Origin of the sequence: Catenuloplanes indicus (assembly GCF_030813715.1) — a bacterium.
GTDB lineage: Bacteria > Actinomycetota > Actinomycetes > Mycobacteriales > Micromonosporaceae > Catenuloplanes > Catenuloplanes indicus.
Map to the genome: position 1 here is coordinate 6720614 of NZ_JAUSUZ010000001.1, position 18287 is coordinate 6738900.

18 protein-coding genes are annotated in these 18287 nt (G+C 70.0%); 11 read left to right on the forward strand and 7 right to left on the reverse strand.

The genetic code is table 11. From position 1 onward, the window contains the following. The first annotated feature begins 485 nt into the window (after nt 1–485). Genes J2S42_RS30500 through J2S42_RS30510 form a run of 3 tightly spaced genes read left to right on the forward strand, consistent with a single transcriptional unit; the run spans nt 486 to nt 6756 of the window. A complete protein-coding gene (locus J2S42_RS30500; RefSeq protein WP_307244640.1) occupies nt 486–4607 on the forward strand; it encodes a hypothetical protein in 4122 nt (1373 codons plus the stop codon). A gap of 10 nt (nt 4608–4617) precedes the next feature. After that, nucleotides 4618–6414, forward strand: a complete 1797-nt coding sequence (locus J2S42_RS30505) for an RHS repeat-associated core domain-containing protein (protein ID WP_307244642.1) — start codon at nt 4618–4620, stop codon at nt 6412–6414. An 18-nt stretch (nt 6415–6432) separates the two neighbouring features. Next, entirely contained in the window at nt 6433–6756 is a 324-nt protein-coding gene (locus J2S42_RS30510) for a hypothetical protein (protein ID WP_307244644.1), read from the forward strand. 278 nt (nt 6757–7034) lie between these two features. Here the strand turns inward: J2S42_RS30510 and J2S42_RS30515 are convergent, their stop codons facing one another. Then, on the reverse strand, nt 7035–8009 hold the full coding sequence (locus J2S42_RS30515) for a helix-turn-helix domain-containing protein (RefSeq protein ID WP_307244647.1): 975 nt from the start codon (nt 8007–8009) through the stop codon (nt 7035–7037). Nucleotides 8010–8059: 50 nt separating this feature from the next. Then, nucleotides 8060–8890, reverse strand: a complete 831-nt coding sequence (locus J2S42_RS30520; protein ID WP_307244649.1) for a PfkB family carbohydrate kinase — start codon at nt 8888–8890, stop codon at nt 8060–8062. A 69-nt stretch (nt 8891–8959) separates the two neighbouring features. On the opposite strand from J2S42_RS30520, the gene J2S42_RS30525 reads away from it, so the two are divergent. The 3 genes from J2S42_RS30525 (at nt 8960) to J2S42_RS30535 (ending at nt 10987) form a co-directional block, all read left to right on the forward strand. Further along, nucleotides 8960–9127 (forward strand): hypothetical protein, encoded by a 168-nt coding sequence (locus tag J2S42_RS30525; RefSeq protein ID WP_307244651.1) that lies wholly within the window; start codon nt 8960–8962, stop codon nt 9125–9127. A gap of 131 nt (nt 9128–9258) precedes the next feature. Beyond that, nucleotides 9259–9768 carry an RNA polymerase sigma factor gene (locus J2S42_RS30530; RefSeq protein WP_307244652.1) on the forward strand — a complete coding sequence of 170 codons (510 nt, stop codon included), beginning with the start codon at nt 9259–9261 and terminating at the stop codon, nt 9766–9768. Further along, nucleotides 9761–10987 (forward strand): hypothetical protein, encoded by a 1227-nt coding sequence (locus J2S42_RS30535; RefSeq protein ID WP_307244654.1) that lies wholly within the window; start codon nt 9761–9763, stop codon nt 10985–10987. The genes J2S42_RS30530 and J2S42_RS30535 overlap by 8 nt, the downstream gene beginning before the upstream one ends. Before the next feature lie 36 nt (nt 10988–11023). Here J2S42_RS30535 and J2S42_RS30540 read toward each other — a convergent pair whose 3' ends face one another. Continuing rightward, on the reverse strand, nt 11024–12118 hold the full coding sequence (locus tag J2S42_RS30540; protein WP_307244655.1) for a glycoside hydrolase family 53 protein: 1095 nt from the start codon (nt 12116–12118) through the stop codon (nt 11024–11026). 173 nt (nt 12119–12291) lie between these two features. Here J2S42_RS30540 and J2S42_RS30545 point away from each other — a divergent pair, with 173 nt between their 5' ends. Beyond that, nucleotides 12292–13173 carry an NAD(P)-dependent oxidoreductase gene (locus tag J2S42_RS30545; RefSeq protein WP_307244657.1) on the forward strand — a complete coding sequence of 294 codons (882 nt, stop codon included), beginning with the start codon at nt 12292–12294 and terminating at the stop codon, nt 13171–13173. A 13-nt stretch (nt 13174–13186) separates the two neighbouring features. On the opposite strand, the gene J2S42_RS30550 is transcribed toward J2S42_RS30545, so the two are convergent. The 3 genes from J2S42_RS30550 to J2S42_RS30560 form a co-directional block, all read right to left on the reverse strand. After that, a complete protein-coding gene (locus tag J2S42_RS30550; RefSeq protein WP_307244659.1) occupies nt 13187–13957 on the reverse strand; it encodes a sulfotransferase family protein in 771 nt (256 codons plus the stop codon). Nucleotides 13958–14029: 72 nt separating this feature from the next. Further along, nucleotides 14030–14695: a TNT domain-containing protein gene (locus J2S42_RS30555; RefSeq protein WP_307244662.1), complete on the reverse strand. Its 666-nt coding sequence runs from the start codon at nt 14693–14695 to the stop codon at nt 14030–14032. A 96-nt stretch (nt 14696–14791) separates the two neighbouring features. Further along, complete coding sequence (locus tag J2S42_RS30560) at nt 14792–15742, reverse strand: GlxA family transcriptional regulator (RefSeq protein WP_307244664.1); 951 nt, start codon at nt 15740–15742, stop codon at nt 14792–14794. Nucleotides 15743–15873: 131 nt separating this feature from the next. Between J2S42_RS30560 and J2S42_RS30565 the strand changes: the two genes are divergently transcribed. Genes J2S42_RS30565 through J2S42_RS30575 form a run of 3 tightly spaced genes read left to right on the forward strand, consistent with a single transcriptional unit; the run spans nt 15874 to nt 16976 of the window. Next, complete coding sequence (locus tag J2S42_RS30565; protein ID WP_307244666.1) at nt 15874–16338, forward strand: hypothetical protein; 465 nt, start codon at nt 15874–15876, stop codon at nt 16336–16338. Between the two features lie 2 nt (nt 16339–16340). Next, nucleotides 16341–16583, forward strand: a complete 243-nt coding sequence (locus J2S42_RS30570; RefSeq protein ID WP_307249130.1) for a DUF3817 domain-containing protein — start codon at nt 16341–16343, stop codon at nt 16581–16583. Between the two features lie 24 nt (nt 16584–16607). Then, nucleotides 16608–16976 carry a nuclear transport factor 2 family protein gene (locus J2S42_RS30575; RefSeq protein WP_307244668.1) on the forward strand — a complete coding sequence of 123 codons (369 nt, stop codon included), beginning with the start codon at nt 16608–16610 and terminating at the stop codon, nt 16974–16976. A gap of 3 nt (nt 16977–16979) precedes the next feature. Here J2S42_RS30575 and J2S42_RS30580 read toward each other — a convergent pair whose 3' ends face one another. After that, nucleotides 16980–17588: a class I SAM-dependent methyltransferase gene (locus J2S42_RS30580; RefSeq protein WP_307244669.1), complete on the reverse strand. Its 609-nt coding sequence runs from the start codon at nt 17586–17588 to the stop codon at nt 16980–16982. A 29-nt stretch (nt 17589–17617) separates the two neighbouring features. Between J2S42_RS30580 and J2S42_RS30585 the strand changes: the two genes are divergently transcribed. After that, nucleotides 17618–18286 (forward strand): nucleotidyltransferase domain-containing protein, encoded by a 669-nt coding sequence (locus tag J2S42_RS30585; protein WP_307244671.1) that lies wholly within the window; start codon nt 17618–17620, stop codon nt 18284–18286. Nucleotide 18287: the final 1 nt, after the last annotated feature.

Genomic DNA, 18287 nt, shown 5'->3' on the forward strand with positions numbered 1-18287 from the left:
TTCAGTGCACGTGGCTTCCGGAATCACAAATCAATGAAGACGCACATTGCTTGCATGGTCCCCATGTCAATCGCCGAGTGGCGAGGCGTGGCGCACCCGGCGTGGGGCTGTTTAAGAAGTTTTGCCAACTTTATCCGCTTTTGCGCCTTTGCTATAAGTAAGTCCTCGGTAACCCTCCGCAATAATGAGTCTCTTTTATATCGCATCGCGGTATTTGTGGTAATCGACTGTATATAGACGTTGCAGAATGTTGATCAAGGCTTCTAGGGTGCGGCGAATCGTTTTTCAGGCGCCTGGGAGGAGCCTTCGTGCAAACAACATTCCGTTCATCAGCTGTTTTCCAACGATGGCGACCGGCAAACCCGTATCTCATCTCGTTCACGGCGGCGGCGCTAACCGCAACGCTGCTGATGGCAACCCCGGCGGCGGCCGCTCCGCTGTCGTCGGATCCTCGGATCGGTGACCGTTCGGTCACGGTGTCCGAGGTGAAGGCCACGTCGGTGACGCCGCCGAGTGCCGACGAGTGGAAGCCCGGCAAGGTCTCGCTGCCGAAGGCCGGCACCGCCGACCTGACGGTCTCGGGTGGCGACCGGGCGGTCGCGGTGGGCGGCCTGCCCGTCACGGTCGCACCAGCCGCGCTGGATGCGGACGTGCCCGGCCGCCGGGCGGAGGCGGAGGAGCGCCGGCAGCCGTCGAAGGTGCGGGTGACGGTGGTGGACCCCGCGGTTCTCGAGAAGATGGGTGCGGTTACTGCGGTGCGGGTCAGTCGTGCCGACGGCGACTCGGCGGCCGGTGCGATTCGGCTGACCGTGTCGTACGCCGGGTTCGCCGGGATGTACGGCGCCGCGTGGGCGAGCCGGGTGCGGATGGTGCAGATCCCGACCTGTAGCGATCTCGCTATGTCGGCCGGCGGCTGCCAGATCACCAGGACCGATCTGAAGGGCATAGCCAGGGACGGTGAGGCTGGCACGGTCACGGCGGATGTGCCGTTGGCCGGTGACGCCGCGACCACGGTAGCGCTGATGGCCGATGCCGTCTCGGACAACGGCACGTTCGCGAAGACGTCACTGGCGCAGTCCTACAGCTGGGCCGCCGGTGAGTCGGCCGGCGACTTCAACTGGTCGTACCCGATCACGGTGCCACCGGCGCCGGGTGGGTTCAACCCGCAGATCTCGCTCAACTACAACTCCGGCTCGGTCGACGGCCAGACCAACGGCGAGAACACCCAGACGAGCTGGCTCGGTGAGGGCTGGAGCTACGAGCCGGGGTATGTCGAACGGTCGTATCGTCCGTGCAAGGACGATCTGGCCGGTGCCACACCGGTGCACAACAATGCCACGAGCGACCTGTGCTGGCGTGACTACAACTTGACCATGGTGCTCAACGGCAGGGCCACCGAGCTGGTCCGGGACAGCACCACAGGTCAGTGGCGGCTGATGGACGACAACGGCGCGAAGGTCGAGTACGTCACCGGCAGTGGCAACACCGGGAACTGGCAGAACGAGCGGTGGAAGATCACAATGCCGGACGGTACGAAGTACCACTTCGGCTGGAGTCTCATCGACAACCGGGCGACCAACTCGGTGCTCGGCGCACCCGTATTCGGCAACCATGCGGGCGAGCCGTGCCTGCAGACCAGTAGCTTCGCGGCGTCGTGGTGCTCGATGGCGTACCGATGGAATCTGGACCTGCTCGAGGACCCGAACGGCAACGCCATCACGTACTTCTACTCCAAGAGGTTCAACTACACGGCGCTGGCTAACAATCCGAACCAAACCCATATCTACGACCGTGCCAGCGTGCTCAATCGCATCGAATACGGCGCCAAGGGATGGCCGCTGCCGGCGAGCCCGCCGATGCAGGTCATCTTCAAGACCGATGTCCGGTGCCTTGCCACCGCATGTGGGACCGAGGCCAGCCCCATCACCGCGGCTTGGCCGGACACGCCATGGGATTTGCGCTGCGGTGCGGGCAGCAGCGTCTGCAGCAACAACATCGCACCGTCGTTCTGGTCCACGGACCGGCTGACGGAGATCACCACCGAGGTCGCGGTGGGGTCGTCCTTCCAGAAGGTCGACAAATGGACGCTGGGGCATCAGTTCCCGGTCACCGGAGAGAACGAGAGGACCACCTCACCGGCCCTGTGGCTGGCATCGATCTCCAGAGAAGGCTTGACGAATGGGGCGACCACTTATCCGCTGCTGACATTCCACGGCACCCCGTTCGGTAACCGCACCGACTACAACGTTGCCTTGGACGTGCCGCAGACGAACAAGTACCGGATCACGCAGATCCGGACCGAGACCGGTGGGGCGATCGACGTCACCTACGAGGGCCCGGACTGCACTATCACCTCGCTACCGGCTGAGGTGGCCGAGAATACGATGCGGTGCTTCCCGCAGTACTACGCACCGCTGGCGAGCCCTGGCGGCTGGTCGTGGTGGAACAAGTACCGGGTCCGGAGAGTCGTCGAGCGAGATCTGGTGGGCGGCTCACCCGATGTCGTGCACGCCTATGACTACAACACCAGCGGCTCGTCCACGAATGTGCTGTGGGGTCACAACGACAACGCCTGGAGTGCGTCGCTGTCGTACCGCAGCTGGTCGGACTTCCGCGGTTGGCGGACCGTGATCGAGACGACCGGTGCGACCACGGAGACGCAGGAGAAGACGGTCCGCACCTATTTCCGCGGCCTGCACCAGGGCCGGACCGACGCGGGTGAGTTCGCTCGTACCGCGACCATCACGGATTCGCGCGGCACGGTCTGGAACGACGAGCTGCCGTACCGCGGTTTCCTGCTGGAGGAGCAGACGTTCGACAGCGTCACGGCCACGACACCGGTCCGCAAGGAGCGCAACCAGCCGTGGCTGCACCAGACCGCGCAGCGCAACCAGGCCAACTCGGCGCCGAGCGTGTTCAAGGCCAACTATCTGGAGACCGGCGTCGAGGAGACGTGGGACTACGTCGCCGCGTCGAACTCCTGGCGTAAGACCGAGGTCCGGCACGAGTTCGACACCACGTACGGGCAGGAGACGAAGACCACCGATCTCGGTGATGTGGCGACGGCCGCGGACGACACCTGCACGACGTACGCGTACGCCCGCAACACCACCACCTGGCACCTCGACTACGTCTCCGAGGAGATCACGACCGACTGCGCCACGCCGGGAACGGTGCTCTCCGGTACCCGGTCGCAGTACGACGGCGGCGCGCTGCATGCGGCACCGACCGCGGGCAACGTCACCAAGGTCGACGAGCTGACCACGGCCGGCGGAGGCTGGGAGACCACCGCCCAGACGACCTACGACCTGATCGGCCGACCGCTGACCGAGACCGACGGTCTCAACCGGAAGACGGAGACGACCTACACCCCGGCGGGCGCGAACCGCACCACGTCCATCAAGGTCAAGAATCCGGCCGGTCACGAGGTGGTCCGAAACCTCGACGTGCGTGGGCAGGACACGACGGTGGTGGACGAGAACTCGAAGACCACCACGACGCAGTACGACGCGCTCGGCCGGATCACGAAGATCTGGCTGCCGGGCCGGGCCACCAGCGCGTCGGCGAACGTCGAGTACGTCTACGGTGGCTCGAAGACGGTCGCGAACTGGGTGCAGACGATCGAGCTGGGCCCGAACGGTAACGCGATCAACTCGTGGGAGATCTACGACGGCCTGCTGCGCCTGCGGCAGTCGCAGAGCACCGCGCCGGACGGCGGCCGTACCATCTCCGACGTCCGCTACGACACTCGCGGCTACGAGGCGAAGAAGTCGGAGTTCTACAACGCGTCCGCGCCCTCGGACACGCTGCAGACCTTCTCCGATGCCGAGGTCGGCTCGCAGACCCGCTATGCGTACGACGGGCTCGGCCGGGTCTCCCGTGAGTCGCTGTGGTCGCTCAACGTCGAGAAGTCGGCGATCGTGACGACCTATGACGGCGACCGCGTCCACGTCGACCCGCCGGCCGGCGGCACCCCGACCACGACGCTGCTGGACGTGACCGGTAACCCGACCGCGCTACGGCAGTACACCGGCGCCGCACCGGCCGGCACCTACGACGAGACCACCTACGCCTACGACCGGCTCAACCGTCTCGTCACCGTGACGGACCCGGCCGGCAACGACTGGACCAGCACCTACGACCCGCGCGGCCGGGCTCTGACCCGCACCACGCCGGACGCGGGCACGACCAGCTACACCTATGACGCCGCGGACCAGATGGTGACCCGCACCGACGCCCGCAACGTCACGCTGACCGACACTTACGACAATCTCGGTCGTATCACCGAGCGGCGGCAGGGTACGACGCTGCTGGCCGCGTGGACGTTCGACACCGTCGCCAAGGGACAGCCGTCGACCAGTACGCGCTACAGCAACGGCAACGCTTACACTTCCGCCATCACCAGCTACGACGACGGCTACCGTCCACTGTCGACGACAGTGGCGATTCCGGCTGCCGAGGGTGTGCTGGCCGGCACGTACACCAACCAGTTCACCTACAAGCCGGACGGTTCGCCGAACACCGTCGTCACCGCGTCCGCCGCGGGCTCGCCGGTAGGCGGTCTGCCGCTGGAGACGCTGCAAGTACGGCTACAGCAGCGCCGGTGACGCGGTCTCGGTGTCGTCGCAGTCCGCGACCTATGTCTCGGGCACGTCGTACACGTTCGACCGGCTCGTCGCCCAGCAGATCCTCGGCGTCACCGCGAACCAGCGGCTGCGGGTCAGCAACACCTACGACCCGGCCACCCGGCGACTGACGAACCGGCAGATCGACGCGGAGAACGCCACCACAGCCAACTCCTGGGACGACAAGTTCACCACCGAGTACGGTTACGACGCCACCGGCAACGTCACCGCGATCGCCGGAAAGACCGCCGGCGCCCGCGACCAGGTCGAGTGCTACAGCTACGACCACCTGCGGCGCCTCACCCAGGCCTGGACCGAGGCCGACTGGGGCTGCACCACTCCGCAGCGCACCGGCGCCGACCCGTACCGGCTGTCCTGGACCTACGACAAGACCGGCAACCGCACGACGCAGACGGCGTACGGCGCCTCGGGTAACACCACCGACGTCTACACCTATCCCGCCGCCGGAGGCGCCAAGCCGCACGCCGTCACCAGCATCACCGACGGCTCCGGCACCGACTCCTTCACCTACGACAACGCCGGCAACACCACCGCTCGCACCGTCGACGGCGTCGCGCAGACGCTGACCTGGGACGCCGAGGGCCACCTGGCCACCGTCACCCAGGGCGCCGACCAGCACGGGTACGTCTACGACGCCGCCGGCAACCGCCTGCTGCGCCGCGCGCCCGGCACGGTCACGCTCTACCTGCCCGACGGCACCGAGCTCAAGCTCACCACCGCCTCCGGCCAGGTCGACGGCTCCCGCTACTACACCCACAACGGCGAGACCGTCGGCGTCCGCACGGTCACCGGCCTCACCCGCCAGTTCGCCGACCACCACGGCACCAGCAACGTCGCCGTGGCCGCCAACGGCACCATCACCCGCCGCCGCTCCCTGCCGTTCGGCGAATCCCGCGGCACCGACCCCACCTGGACCGGCGACAGAGGGTTCGTCGGCGGCACCAGGGACTCCACCGGCCTCACCCACCTGGGCGCCCGCGAATACGACCCGGCCACCGGCAGATTCATCAGCCAGGACCCGGTCATCGACTTCAACGACCCCCAGCAAACCAACGGCTACGCCTACTCCAACAACAGCCCCGCCGCCTTCACTGACCCCGACGGTCTCCGCTCTACCGATATCGTCACCAAGCGCGTCGTCAAGAAGGCCATGGGCTCAATCGCCAAGAAACCGACGGCAACCAAGACCGTCGCCAAAATCGGCACCAAGAAGCCTGTCGGTGGCAGCATCGGCAGAAAGGCCATCGTCACGCCGGTGAAGAAGACTGTCGGCAAATCTGGCACCAAGAAGCCCGCCGGTGGCAGCATCGGCAGAAAGGCCACCGTCACGCCGGTCAAGAAGGCTGTAGGAAAAACCGGCCGCAACGTAGGGGCGAGAGGCGTTTCAAAACCTCCGGCCTTCAGGGCGATAAAGAACCCATCGCCATCACCAATGCCAAGTCCCGGTGATGGTCCCGTCCAAAATTGCGCGGAACAAAGCAACTGCAATTTCTATAACTGTATGCCAGGCAGTATCTGCAACTTCAATCAGGGGAACCCGGTGCCTGTTCCGAACCCGTCCCCTGCGCCGGCCGCACCTCGGGACGGTGATGAATACTCACTCGATGAGTTGATCACGGACATTGGCATTATCCTCGCGGGTGCGGGCATTGGCCTCTTCCTGGGGCCTGTCGGTGCTGTGGCCGGCGCAGTTGCTGGGCTTGGTATTGTGCTGATGATTCGAGGCTGTGAGGCGACTAAGAGCCGCTGTCGTTTTGGGTCGCAATAATGAAAGTTGGATTAAGCTATGGGAACATTTAAGGACATTGTAAGCATTGCGGTGGACCGGGGTGCTGCATTGAGGCTGGCGCAGGAGGCGATTTCTAGCTTGCCCAACCTGAAAACCCATGTCCATGTTGGCGAAAGTGTTGTATCGGCTAGAACCAAGGTAAGCATTCTCTCTTGGGAGGAGGAGGTCATGTGCACCGCGTATGCGAGCTCGGTCGGTACGGACTTGCACGTAGAGAGTCGATCGTCGTTCCATCTGACTGCCGTTGATTACGGAGTCAACCGGAAAAATGTGGAAGCGATAGTCGAGCACATTCGCAGAATTGGCGCAATAGGCAACTGAAATGATAGCGTTCAATCTATCGATCTAGTTGATGATCAGATAGTATAGGAATGCATTGGATGTCGTCGCGGTCTGGTGAGATTAGTCGCCGGGCCGCGACGCCGATCTATCTGACCGTAGATCGTCATCCGCGGGAGTGCAGTGAGATGCAGAGTAGCCACCGCGCGCTCATCGTCAAAAGCCGGATCGATCGGGCTTTCGCTCCGGCACCGGTACCACTTGAGGTCCGATCTGCGAGGCCGCAGACGTTGGAGGCTGACGGTGGTCTGAGCTTCCCCCTAGAGCCACCCCCGCCGGGCTGCCTGGAAGGCTAGGCCGGTGCGGGTGTCGACGCCGGCGATGGACATCAGGCGGTCGAGGCGGCGTTGGACGGTGCGGCGGCTGACGCCGAGCTGGGAAGCGATCGACTTGTCCGGCAGGCCGGCCACGAAAAGCGACAACAGATGCTTCTCGGTCGCGTCCGCGTCCGCTTCCTCGATCAACCCGCCGGCCAGCCGCAGCGGCGTCGCGCGTTCCCAGTGCGACTCGAACAGCGCCAGCAGCGCGTCCAGCAGCTCGCTGCGGTGCACCAGCGCCGCGGTCGGCTCGACGAATCCGCGCTCCCCGTCCGGCACCAGCGGGCAGATCGCGGTCCGCCGGTCCGCGATCGCCAGCCGGACCGGCAGCGCGGGCAGCGTGCGGGCCTCCTCGCCCAGGCGCACGCTCTCCGTGATCCCGGTCAGTTCGCTCGGGTCGGTGAGCAGGTCGCGTTCGTATATCGCCCGATACCGCACCCCGCGCTGCAACGCGCCGGGCTCCTCCGTGTTCTCCGTACCGGGCATCGCCAGCGGGTTCGCCCGGCAGAACCACAGGATCTCCTCGCGCGCCTCCATCTGCACCGTGTGCAGCCGGGCGCGCAGTGCGGCGCGGCCGTGCACGATCTCGACCAGGCGGTCCGCGTCGCGGCGGCGGGTGATGTCGCGGAACTCCTCGGACAGTGCGGCGACCGAGCGGCGGGCCTCCTCCAGTGCGGCCTGACGGCGCAGCAGGCGGTCGCCGAGCGCGACGTCGGGGGCGAGTGCCACGTAGACGGCGCCGTCGCCGGTGCGTTCCGCGGCGAGGCCCTGGTCGCGCAGCGCGTGCAGGGCGCGGGCGGCCTCGTCGTGCCGGACCGACGCCCGCCGGGCGACCTCATCGACGTCGGCGGAGCCGAGCCGGATCAGCGCGCGGTAGACGCGGTCGTGCTCCGGATCCAGCAGTGCCCCGTCCTCCATGAGCACACTCTACGAAGGGGACATGAAATTCGGTCATACTGCCCCGGTCATCATGTGTCTGTATGGTGCATCCAGGTCCGGGTGCCGAAGTGCGCGCAGGCCCGCGACGCGGTGCGGGCCGCGGCGGCCAGCAGCGACGGGAAGCCGGCGAGCCCGCGCGCCGCGATCCCGAACGTGAGCGCGCCGTGGAACACGTCGCCGGCGCCGAGCGTGTCCACGACCGTCACCGCGGGCACCGGCACCTCGCCGGACGTGTCGCCGGGTCCCCACCAGCGGATCGGGCGCGCGCCGTCGGTGACCGCGAGCCACGGCACGTCGTACCGTCGAAAAGGAAAGTCGGCCGAGGCCGCGAGCACGTCGACCAGTGGCAGCAGCCGTTCGGTGCCGTCCTTCCAGCTGCCCGCGTCCATGATCGTGACGATCCCGCGCCGCCGCGCCTCGGTCAGCGCGGCCTCGGCCAGCGCCGGGTGGTGCCCGTCCACCTGAAGGGCCGACACCCCGTCAAAGTCAAAATCATCCGGCGGTACGAGGTGCGCGCCGGACGCGTTCGTGGACGCCACGGCCCGCGCGCCGGTCGCGGCCGTGACCAGGATGCTCGATACCGACGGCGGGCCGTCGTGGTCCGGCGTCAGGTCCCGCACCGCGACCCGGCAGGACGCGAGGTCGGCCCGGATGCCGCCCGCGAGCGGATGCCGGCCGATGCCGGTGAGCAGCGTCGCGGTGCCGCCGAGGTGGGCGAACGTGACGGCCGCGTTGGTGGCCGGGCCGCCCGCGGCGACGGTCTGCCGCAGCGCGGTCACCTTCTCGTTCGCACCGGGCACCCGGGTCACCGACTGGATCACGTCGAGCGTGCACAGACCTGCGAAGACGGCGTGGGCCACACCTGCGCACCCTACGGCCTGGGACGGCACCCGCAGTAGCAGGGCGTGCCGGGCGCCGGGCGATACCACGTGCGGGACGCCCATGGCCGCCGCGGCGCGAACGAGCGGCGCGGCACCGGCGGCGCATCATCGTCGATCGGCGTCGCGGCGGACGGCGTCCACGGCTCGTACTCGTCGCCACTGAAAGGGGTCACCGCGCTCACCTCCGCGTCCAGGAAGAACACTCACAGTCTGTAAGTGCGAGCCCGGCAGCGCCCACCGCAGCGGCTGCCGCGAAGGCGACATGGCGACATGTGGACACTCGCAGCATTTCCACGAGCCGGCGCGTGACAGGGTGACCCGTTCTTCACGCCGACAGGAGCGCGCCGATGGCTGACCCCCCTCCCGAGGAGTTCGCGGAGCTGTATCGCGGGCACTTCCACCGGCTCGCCGTGCAGCTCTACGCGTACCTCGGAGATCACGCGGAGGCCCAGGACCTGACGCAGGAGGCGTTCGTCCGCGCGCTGGAGCGGTGGGACACGATCAGCGGGTACGACGATCGCGCCGCCTGGGTCCGCCGGGTCGCCTGGAACCTGGCCACCAGTCGGCTGCGCCGCGTCCAGATCGCGTTCCGGCACCTGGCGCGGCAGCGTGAGCAGCACGTCGCCGGCCCGGAGCCGGATCACGTCGACCTGGTCCGCGCGCTCGCCACGCTGCCCGGCCGGCAGCGGCGCGCGCTGGTCCTGCACTACCTCGGCGGCCTGAGCACGGCGGAGATCGCGGTGCAGGAGAGCGTGGCCGAGGGCACGGTCCGCTCCTGGCTGACCCGCGGTCGGACCGCGCTCGCCGCCCGGCTCGACGACCCGATCCTGATCCTGCCGGAGGTGCGCCATGGCTGATCGCCTGGACGAGGCATTCGCGCGGTTCGAGGCGTCCGCGACGCCGCTGTTCCGGCCCGCGCCGGTGGCCGCGCTGTCCACGATGGCCCGCGCGCGGCGACGGCGGTGGCCCGGCCTGCTGGCCGGCGCGCTCGTGCTGCTGGTGGGCGGGCCGGCCGGCGCGCTCGCGGTGGCCGGCGGGGACCTGCGGGGGATCGCACCGGAGCCGCCCGGCATCCCGAACCGGGAGCATCTGCGGGAGCCGCAGTTCGGCTTCGCGCCCGGCATCGTCTGGACCTACGCGAACGGCAGGTGCGTCGAGACCGGGTGCTGGCCGTCCCAGCTGGCCTCGTCCGTGGATCAGGGCCGGACCTGGCAGGTCCGGACGGGCGCCGAGGGCTTCCAGGACGCGGAGCTGATCGTCTCCCCGCGCGGCACCGTCTTCCTGCGCGAACCGGGCGACAGCATCCATCGGGTGCTGCCCGAGACCGGTGCCAGCATCGTGACCGCGGCGCTGCCCGGGCCGCCGGAGCTGCTGCTGGAGAACGGCGGCGATCTGATCCTGGCGTGCCCGGGCCAGGAGACCTACGGCGGCCCGGACGCGCTCTCCTGCGACCGGCCCGAGGTGACCGACCTGACCACGGTCGTCACACCGGCCGTCCCCGGCGGCATGGGCCGCCTCACCCAGCTGGCCCGGGCCGGCGACGGGCGCGTCTGGCTGCTGGGACGCGACCCGGACTCCGGGACGTTCTGGCTCAGTTCCTCGGCGGACGACGGCGCGACCTGGGACCCGCCGGTGCGCAGGGACGGCGATCCGGCGGGCGTCCGTCTCACGGTCTCCCCGGTGGACGGCGACGCCTGGGTCGTGGCCGGCGGCCCGGTGCGCGTCTGGCGGCTGACCCACGACGGCGACACGGTGATCGTCGAGGACGGCGACGGCCGGAGCGTGGCGGATCACGCGGGCGGGGTCGCGGCGGAGGGCGAGAGCACGCAGTTCGACGCGGCGGAGCCGTCGATGGTCCGCGCGCTCGGCCGGGGCGTGCTCGCCGCCGCGACGCCGGACGCCGGCCTCTGGATCTTCCAGCCGGGCGACGGGCGGATGCCGATCGACGAGGACCTCGCCGCGGTGAGCGTGGACGTGCTCGCGGACGGCGCGCTGGTCGTCCGGGACGCGGCGGGCCGGTTCGGCATCGGTACCGGCGACGGCTGGGACCGCACCTGGACCTGGTCGGAGCCGTGACGGGGGCGGGCGGGGCGGTGCGCCCCGCCCGCACGATCAGCTGATCCAGCGCACCGCGGAGTTGAACACGCCGGTCCAGTTGAAGACCGCCATGTTGTCCCAGCCGTCGCCGGAGTTCTGGATGTCGTGCGGGTCCCAGCCGTTGCCGGGCACCGCGTACCAGGTCGGCTCCCAGTAGAAGACGCCGACCGCACCGCCCGCCTTCGCCGCGTTCTGCACCGCGGTGAACGCGGCGCCCTGGCCGGCCCAGGTGGCCGGGTACCCCGGGCAGGCGGTGGTGATGCTGTTGCCGGTGCCGTCCGCGTTGTTCAGCGTGAACGGCGCGGCCGTCTCCGCGAGGACCACCGGCTTGCCGTACCGGCTGATCATGTCCTTGATGACGGTGGTCAGGTTGGTCATCGTGCCGTGCCAGTTGCAGTAGTACGACAGCGCGGTGATGTCCCAGGGCACGCCGGCCGCGCGGATGCCGTCGTAGAACCAGCGCGCGTTCGCCAGGCTGTCCGAGTTCGCGGTGTGGATCAGCACCTGGGTGCCCGCGTTGCACGCCTTGACCGCGTTGTAGCCGGACTTCAGCAGCGTGGCGAGCGGGCCGAAGTCGTTGTTGACGATCCTGCCGTCGTTCCACAGCATGCCGACGTTGATCTCGTTGCCGATCTGGATCGTGTCCGGCGTCGTACCCTGCGCCTTCAGGCTGTTGCACAGCCCGTACGTGTGCTGGTAGACGTCCGTGGCCAGCGCGCCGAGCCCGTGGCTCGCCCAGGCCGCCGGTTTGGTCTGCACGCCCGGGTCGGCCCAGGTGTCCGAGTAGTGGAAGTCGATCAGCAGCGCGAGGCCCTTGGCCTTCACGGTCCGCGCGTAGGCCAGCACCTTCGCCGCGTTGTTGTAGCCGCTCACCGGATTCACCCACACCCGGAGCCGGATGTAGTTGACGCCCGCGCCGGCCAGGATGTCCAGCGGGTCGGCCGGCACGCCGGCGGCCGTGTAGTACCGCGCACCGAGATCGGTGGCGCGTTGCAGCGTGGAGACGTCCGCGCCGCGCATGGACAGCGTGCTCGCCTGCGCCGGTGACGCGACCCCGGCCAGCACGGCGGCACCGAGCACGGTCGCGGCGAGGGCGGATCGCAACGACATGGAGCCTCCTCGATTGAAGCTTTTCGATGGCTTGTGAGCGCTCACGGTAGACCGTCCGGACCAAAACCAAAAGACCTTCACGGTACGGTGGGAGCGCTCACAAGCGTGCTCCGAGACCGGCGCCGGGTACCCTCGCCTCCGCACAGTGCACGAACGCGAAGGTGAGGAACCCCATGGACGTCGGTTTCATCGGGCTCGGCGGGATGGGCCGGCCGATGGTCGCCAACCTGGTCAAGGCCGGTCACACGGTCCGGGTGTGGAACCGGTCGCCGGAGCCGGTCGCGGCCTCGGTCGCGGACGGCGCGATCGACGCCGGCTCGCTCGCCGAGGTGTGGCAGGCCGACGTGGTCATCTCCATGCTGGCCGACGACGCGTCCGTGCGCGCGGTGCTGCTGGACGACGTGCTGCTGGCCGGCGCGCGGGCCACCGTGCACGTGAACATGGCCACGGTCTCGGTCGCGCTGGCCCGCGAGGCCGCGGAACTGCACGCCGCGCACGGCATCGGCTACGTCTCCGCGCCGGTGCTCGGCCGGACCGAGGTGGCCGCGGCCGGCGAGCTGAACATCCTGGCGTCCGGTCCGGCCGCGCTGCGGGAGCGGGTCGAGCCGCTGTTCGCCGCGATGGGCCGGCGCACCTGGCCGCTCGGCGACGGCCCGGAGCAGGCGGTGATCACGAAGATCTCGGCGAACTTCATGATCGCGGCGGCGATCGAGTCGATGGGCGAGGCGGCCGCGCTGACCGAGGCGCACGGCGTCGACCCGGGCGCGCTGATCGAGCTGCTGACGAACAGCATCTTCCCCGGCGTGGTCTACACGGTCTACGGCAACATGATCAAAGAGCGGCGGTACGAGCCGGCGAACTTCCGGCTGCCGCTCGGGCTCAAGGACGTCACGCTCGGCCTGACCGCCGGCTTCGACGCGCGGGTGCCGATGCCGTTCGCCGGTGTGCTGCGCGACCAGTTCCTGGACGCGATCGCGCACGGCGACGCGGACCAGGACTGGGGTGCGGTCGCCGAGGTCTCCCGCCGCCGCGCGAACCTGCCCCGCGAGTCCTGAGCCGGACGGCCGCTCAGCGGCGGAGGCGGCGGCGCAGCAGCACGGTCGCGGTGCCGGCGACGGCGCCGGCCGCGGCGGTGGCCAGCACCGGCATCAGCGCCTTCCGCCGCTGGGCACCGCTGGTCCGGGCGAACTCCTGCTGGTCGTTGATGTGCGGGAACGGCTCGTCCGGCGGCGTGGTGCCGAGGAAGTCGCAGAGCGGCTTCCACCCGTCCGCCACCTCGAAGACCAGCAGGCGGTCGGCCGGCACGGTCGCGATCACCTCCGCCGTGTGCTCGTCGAACAGCCGCGCGAACCGTTCCGCGCCACCGCCCGGGTCACCGTGGAACGACCGCTGCACGACCAGCCGCTGGGTCATCTCGAAGAACGCGCCCATGTCCGGCCGCAGCCACCCGCCGAGCCGCATCAGCGGCCCGATCACCGGGTGCCGGGCCTGGCGCAACGCGCGCAGGATGGTGGCGTCCATGCTCCGGTACCAGCGGTACGGGTCACGCACGGTCAGGATCACGCGCGCGTCCGGGTACGCCTCGACCAGCTCGCGCCAGAACGCCACGCCGGGCCAGTCGAGCGTGCTGTCGAACCCGTCGAAGATCTCCTGCCACGGTGGGTCGACCGCGCCGTCCGCCGCGTCCGCGGCCTTCGCGGCGGCCAGCCAGCCGCGCGCACGGGACGGCTTCTCCAGCACCGCGAGCATGTGGTAGCACGGCCCGTAGCCCAGTCGCTCCAGCGCGACCTTCAGCGACGCCGTACCGGTCCGCCCGAATCCCACCCCGATGACCCGCATGCGTCGGACGCTACGCGCCGTGAGCGTGACGCGGATCGATTCGCCTTCTTTATTTCATCGACCGAAAAAGTCTCAGTCCGCGGCCGGGTCCTCCTCGACCAGATAACCGTGATCGATCAGCCAGTCGACCGAGATCTCGTCACCGGCCTCCGGCAGGTAACGGCCGTCCAGTCTGTACTGCAGGCCGAGGCCGGGCTGGCCGAACCAGGGCGCGATCGGGCCGGCCTCGACCGTGAACGGGCGCAGCACGCAGTACACGTGGTAGTTGCTCTGCGGCGTGCCCGCGGGCGTGTTCAGGTTCTGCGGCGGCAGCGCCCGCTGGAGGTAGAGCGTGTCCACCGGTGCGAGGAACCGCCCGCCGTCGTACCCGAACCGGTCGATCCGGCTGCCCGCGATCATGGTCTGCTGGTAGCGGACCGCGACGCCACGCAGGATCAGGAACCCGTCCTCCGGCGGGTACACCCAGCCCTGCGCCGTACGGTAGCGCGCGGTGAACGCCGCCACGCTCATCCCGCCGAACCGCCGGTACCCGGTCATCAGCGACTCGGCCGGCTCGCCGTCCGGCAGCTGCTCCGGACCGAGCTCGCCGCGGTCGGCGTAGAAGTCCGCGGTCGGTTCCGCGGCCGGCGGCGTACCCGGGCGGCAGGGGCCGGCGATCGCGGCGGCGGCCGGCGTCGGTGCGGCGACCGCGACGAGGACGGCCGTGACCACGGCGGTGGCGAGCGAGCGAATCTTCACCGGTACCCCCAGACGAAATGTCTCCAAACAGGAGCATTCTGGGCGGCGGTCGGCCGTGATGAGCCGGAATTCGGCAAGATCGCCCCGACCCGGCCACTAGCGGGTATGGTCCCGGAACGCCGACCGGTACGCGGCCGGGCTGGTCCCCACGGTCCGCCGGAACCGCTCCCGGAACGCGGTCGGCGACCCGAACCCGACCTGATCGGCGATCCGGTCCACCGGGTGCCCGGTCGTCTCCAGCAGGTGCTGCGCCCGCCGGACCCGGGCCCGCAGCAGCCACTGCAACGGCGTGCTGCCCAGCTGCTCGCGGAAGTGCCGGTTCAGCGTGCGCGTGCTCATCCCGGCCTGCCGTGCCATGTCGTCCAGCGTCAGCTCGCGGTGCGCGTGCTCCTCCAGCCAGCGCAGCAGCGGCTCCAGCTCCGACCCGCGCGGCGTGGCCGGCAGCGGCCCCACGATGAACTGCGCCTGCCCGCCCTCGCGCTCCAGCGGCATCACGGACAGCCGCGCCGCGTCCGCCGCCACCGCGGAGCCGTGATCGCGGCGCACCAGGTGCAGGCACAGGTCCAGCCCCGCGGCCGCGCCCGCGGACGTGAGCAGCTGGCCCTCGTCCACGTAGAGCACGTCCGGGTCGACCGTGATCTCCGGGTGCCGTTCCGCGAGCGTGGCCGCGGCCAGCCAGTGCGTGGTGGCACGCCGGCCGTCCAGCAGCCCGGTCCGCGCCAGCACCAGCGCGCCCGAGCAGATCGACGCGATCCGGGTGCCGCGCGCGGCCGCGTCCCGCAGCGCGGTCAGCGCCGCCGCCGGCACCGGAGCGTCCGGGTCGGCCAGCCCCGGCACGATGATCGTGTCCGCCGTCGCCAGCGCGTCCAGCCCGTGCGGCGCCCGCAGCGTGAACGCACCGGCCTCGACGTCGCGCGCCGGACCACAGACCAGCACACGGTACGGCGTGCGCCCGTCCGGCAGACGGGTGCGGCCGAACACCTCCAGCGGCGTCGCGAGATCGAACGGGACGACGCCGTCCAGCGCCAGCACGGCCACCGTATGCATGGCTGGAATTCAACCATGCGCGGGTCGGCCGCCCACCGTGTGACCAGCTGATTCACGGTTGGCGAGAATCCGTTGGAACATGGCAACTTCGCCACTGCCGCGGTGCGCCGGGCACGCCTACCGTCGTCGCGGTGACGAAGTTCCTCCTCGCCGTGCACGTGCTGGCGGCGATCATTGCGATCGGGCCGATCACGGTGGCGGCCAGCATGTTCCCGGCCATGATGCGGCGCGCGCTCGCCGTCCCGCCGGACCCGCAGGCCGCGTCCTGGGCCCGGCTGCTGCACCGGATCTGCCGCGTCTACGCGGTCGCCGGCGTGGCCGTCCCGGTGTTCGGCCTGGCCACGGCCAGCAGCCTCGGCGTCCTCACCGACGCGTGGCTACTGGTCTCGATGGCGCTCACCGTGGCCGCGGCCCTGCTGCTGACGCTCGTCGTGCTGCCCCACCAGGCCGCGCTGACCGCCGGCCTGGACGCGCCGGAGCCACCGGCCGGCCGCGCGATCCCCCGGCTGGCGATGGTCACCGGCATGTTCAACCTGCTCTGGGCGGTCGTCACGGTGCTGATGATCGTCCGGCCCGGCTCGACCACGGGGGCGTGACCATGGCACGCCCGCTGCGCTTCGCGGCGGCGGTCGAGGCACTGTCGCTGCTGGTGCTGCTGCTCAACCTGGCCACCGTGCACATCGACGCGGTCGCGTCCCTGACGGGCCCGATCCACGGCTGCGCCTACCTCTTCGTCATCATCGCCGCGTTCCGGCTACCCGGCCTCACCCGCGCCGGCCGGCTCCGCTCGCTCGTACCGGGGATCGGTGGTCTTCTGGTCCTGCGGGCCGGATCGACCTGAGACCAGCGTTAGAGCGGACCCGCCATGACCGCGAGCGTCATCGCGGGCCGGACGAGGGGCTGGTGCGTCGCGGACCTCAAGGGCCGCGACGAGGTGCTGGCCTACACCGGTGGGATCTTCGCGAGATTCGATCCGCTGGTCTGGCGCGGCCACGAGTGGACCGTGTCGCCGGACGGGCGGGCGGTGTTCTTCCACGGCGTCGGCGACATGGTCGTCGCGCGCATCGGACGGCCGTACCGGAACACGTACACGATGCGGTTCGACGTCGAGGACGGCCGGGTCGTCCGGATCGCCGAGTACGGGAACGCGCTCATGTTCGCCGGCCTGGATGTCCGGCCGAACCGCACGGAACTGCGCGCCCTGCTCCGGGCGGTCCGGCGTCCGGTTCGCTGACCGTCACCGTTCCGCGGCGACGGCCGCGAGCATGGCGTGCGGGCGGTGGCCGTCCTCGGCGGGGCGCTGGAGGCGGTCGGTCTCGGTGAAGCCGGCGCGGGCGAGGCGGTCGGACATCTCGTCCACCGGGTAGCGGTAGGCGGTGGTGACCTTGTGGTCGAACGCCTCCGTCTCCGGGCCCTCGAAGAAGCCCAGCACCAGCGTGCCGCCGGGCGCCGTGACCCGGCGGAATTCGGTGAGCACCCGGTGCAGGTCCGGCGGCGGCAGGTGGATCAGCGAGTAGAACGCCAGCAGGCCGGCGACGGAGTGGCCGGCGGCGTCCAGCGCGTCCAGCGAGCCGAGCCGGTAGCGGCCGTCCGGGTGGGTGGCGCGCGCGTGCGCGATGAACGCCGGGACCAGGTCGATGCCGGTCGCGTCCGCGCCGAGCGCGCGGAGGTGGGCGGTGAGGTGGCCGGGGCCGCAGCCGAGATCGAGCACCGGGCCGCGGTGACCGGCGAGGTGCCGGCCGATGAACGCGAGGTCGTCCGCGTGCACCCGGTCGGCGGCACCGAAGAGTGCGATGTAGAGGTCGGCGACGGCCGTGTACGACCGCCGGATCCGCTCGGTGTCCACGGCCGGACTATATCGGCGACCATGGGGCGATGGATCCGATGAAGGACGCCGGAGATCTCGTCGCCGATCGTTTTCCCGGAGCGACCTGGGCCATCCTCACCGGCAGCGTGCTCGGCCCGTACCGTACCCCGGGATCTGATCTTGACGTGGTGGTGATGCGCGGTGACGGGCCCGGCTATCGGGAGAGCCTGTACTTCCGCGGCTGGCCGGTGGAGCTGTTCGTGCACACGCCGGCGAACCTGGAGCGGTTCATGGCCCGGGAGCTGGCGGCGCGCAAGCCCAGCACGCACCGGATGATCGCGCACGGCGCGGTGCTGCGCGGCGATCCGGGTGACCTGCCCGCGCGGTGCGCCCGGGTGCTCGCGGCCGGGCCGCCGCCGTTGACCGGCGCGGAACGGGAGCGGATCCGGTACGGGCTGACCGACCTGCTCGACGATCACGCGCACGCGACCGACCCGGGCGAGCGGGCCGTGATCGGCACGACGCTGTGGCTGGAGACCGCGCGGGCGGCGCTGGCGTTCGCCGGCCGGTGGCTCAGCACCGGCAAGTGGCTGCTCCGTGACCTGCGGGAACTCGATCCCGCACTGGCCGCCCGCTGGCTGGCCGCCCGGGACGACCCGGCCGCGGTCGCCGGGCGGGTGCTGGCCGCGGCCGGTGGCCCGCTGTTCGACGGCTACCGGGTGGCGGCGCCGGACTGAC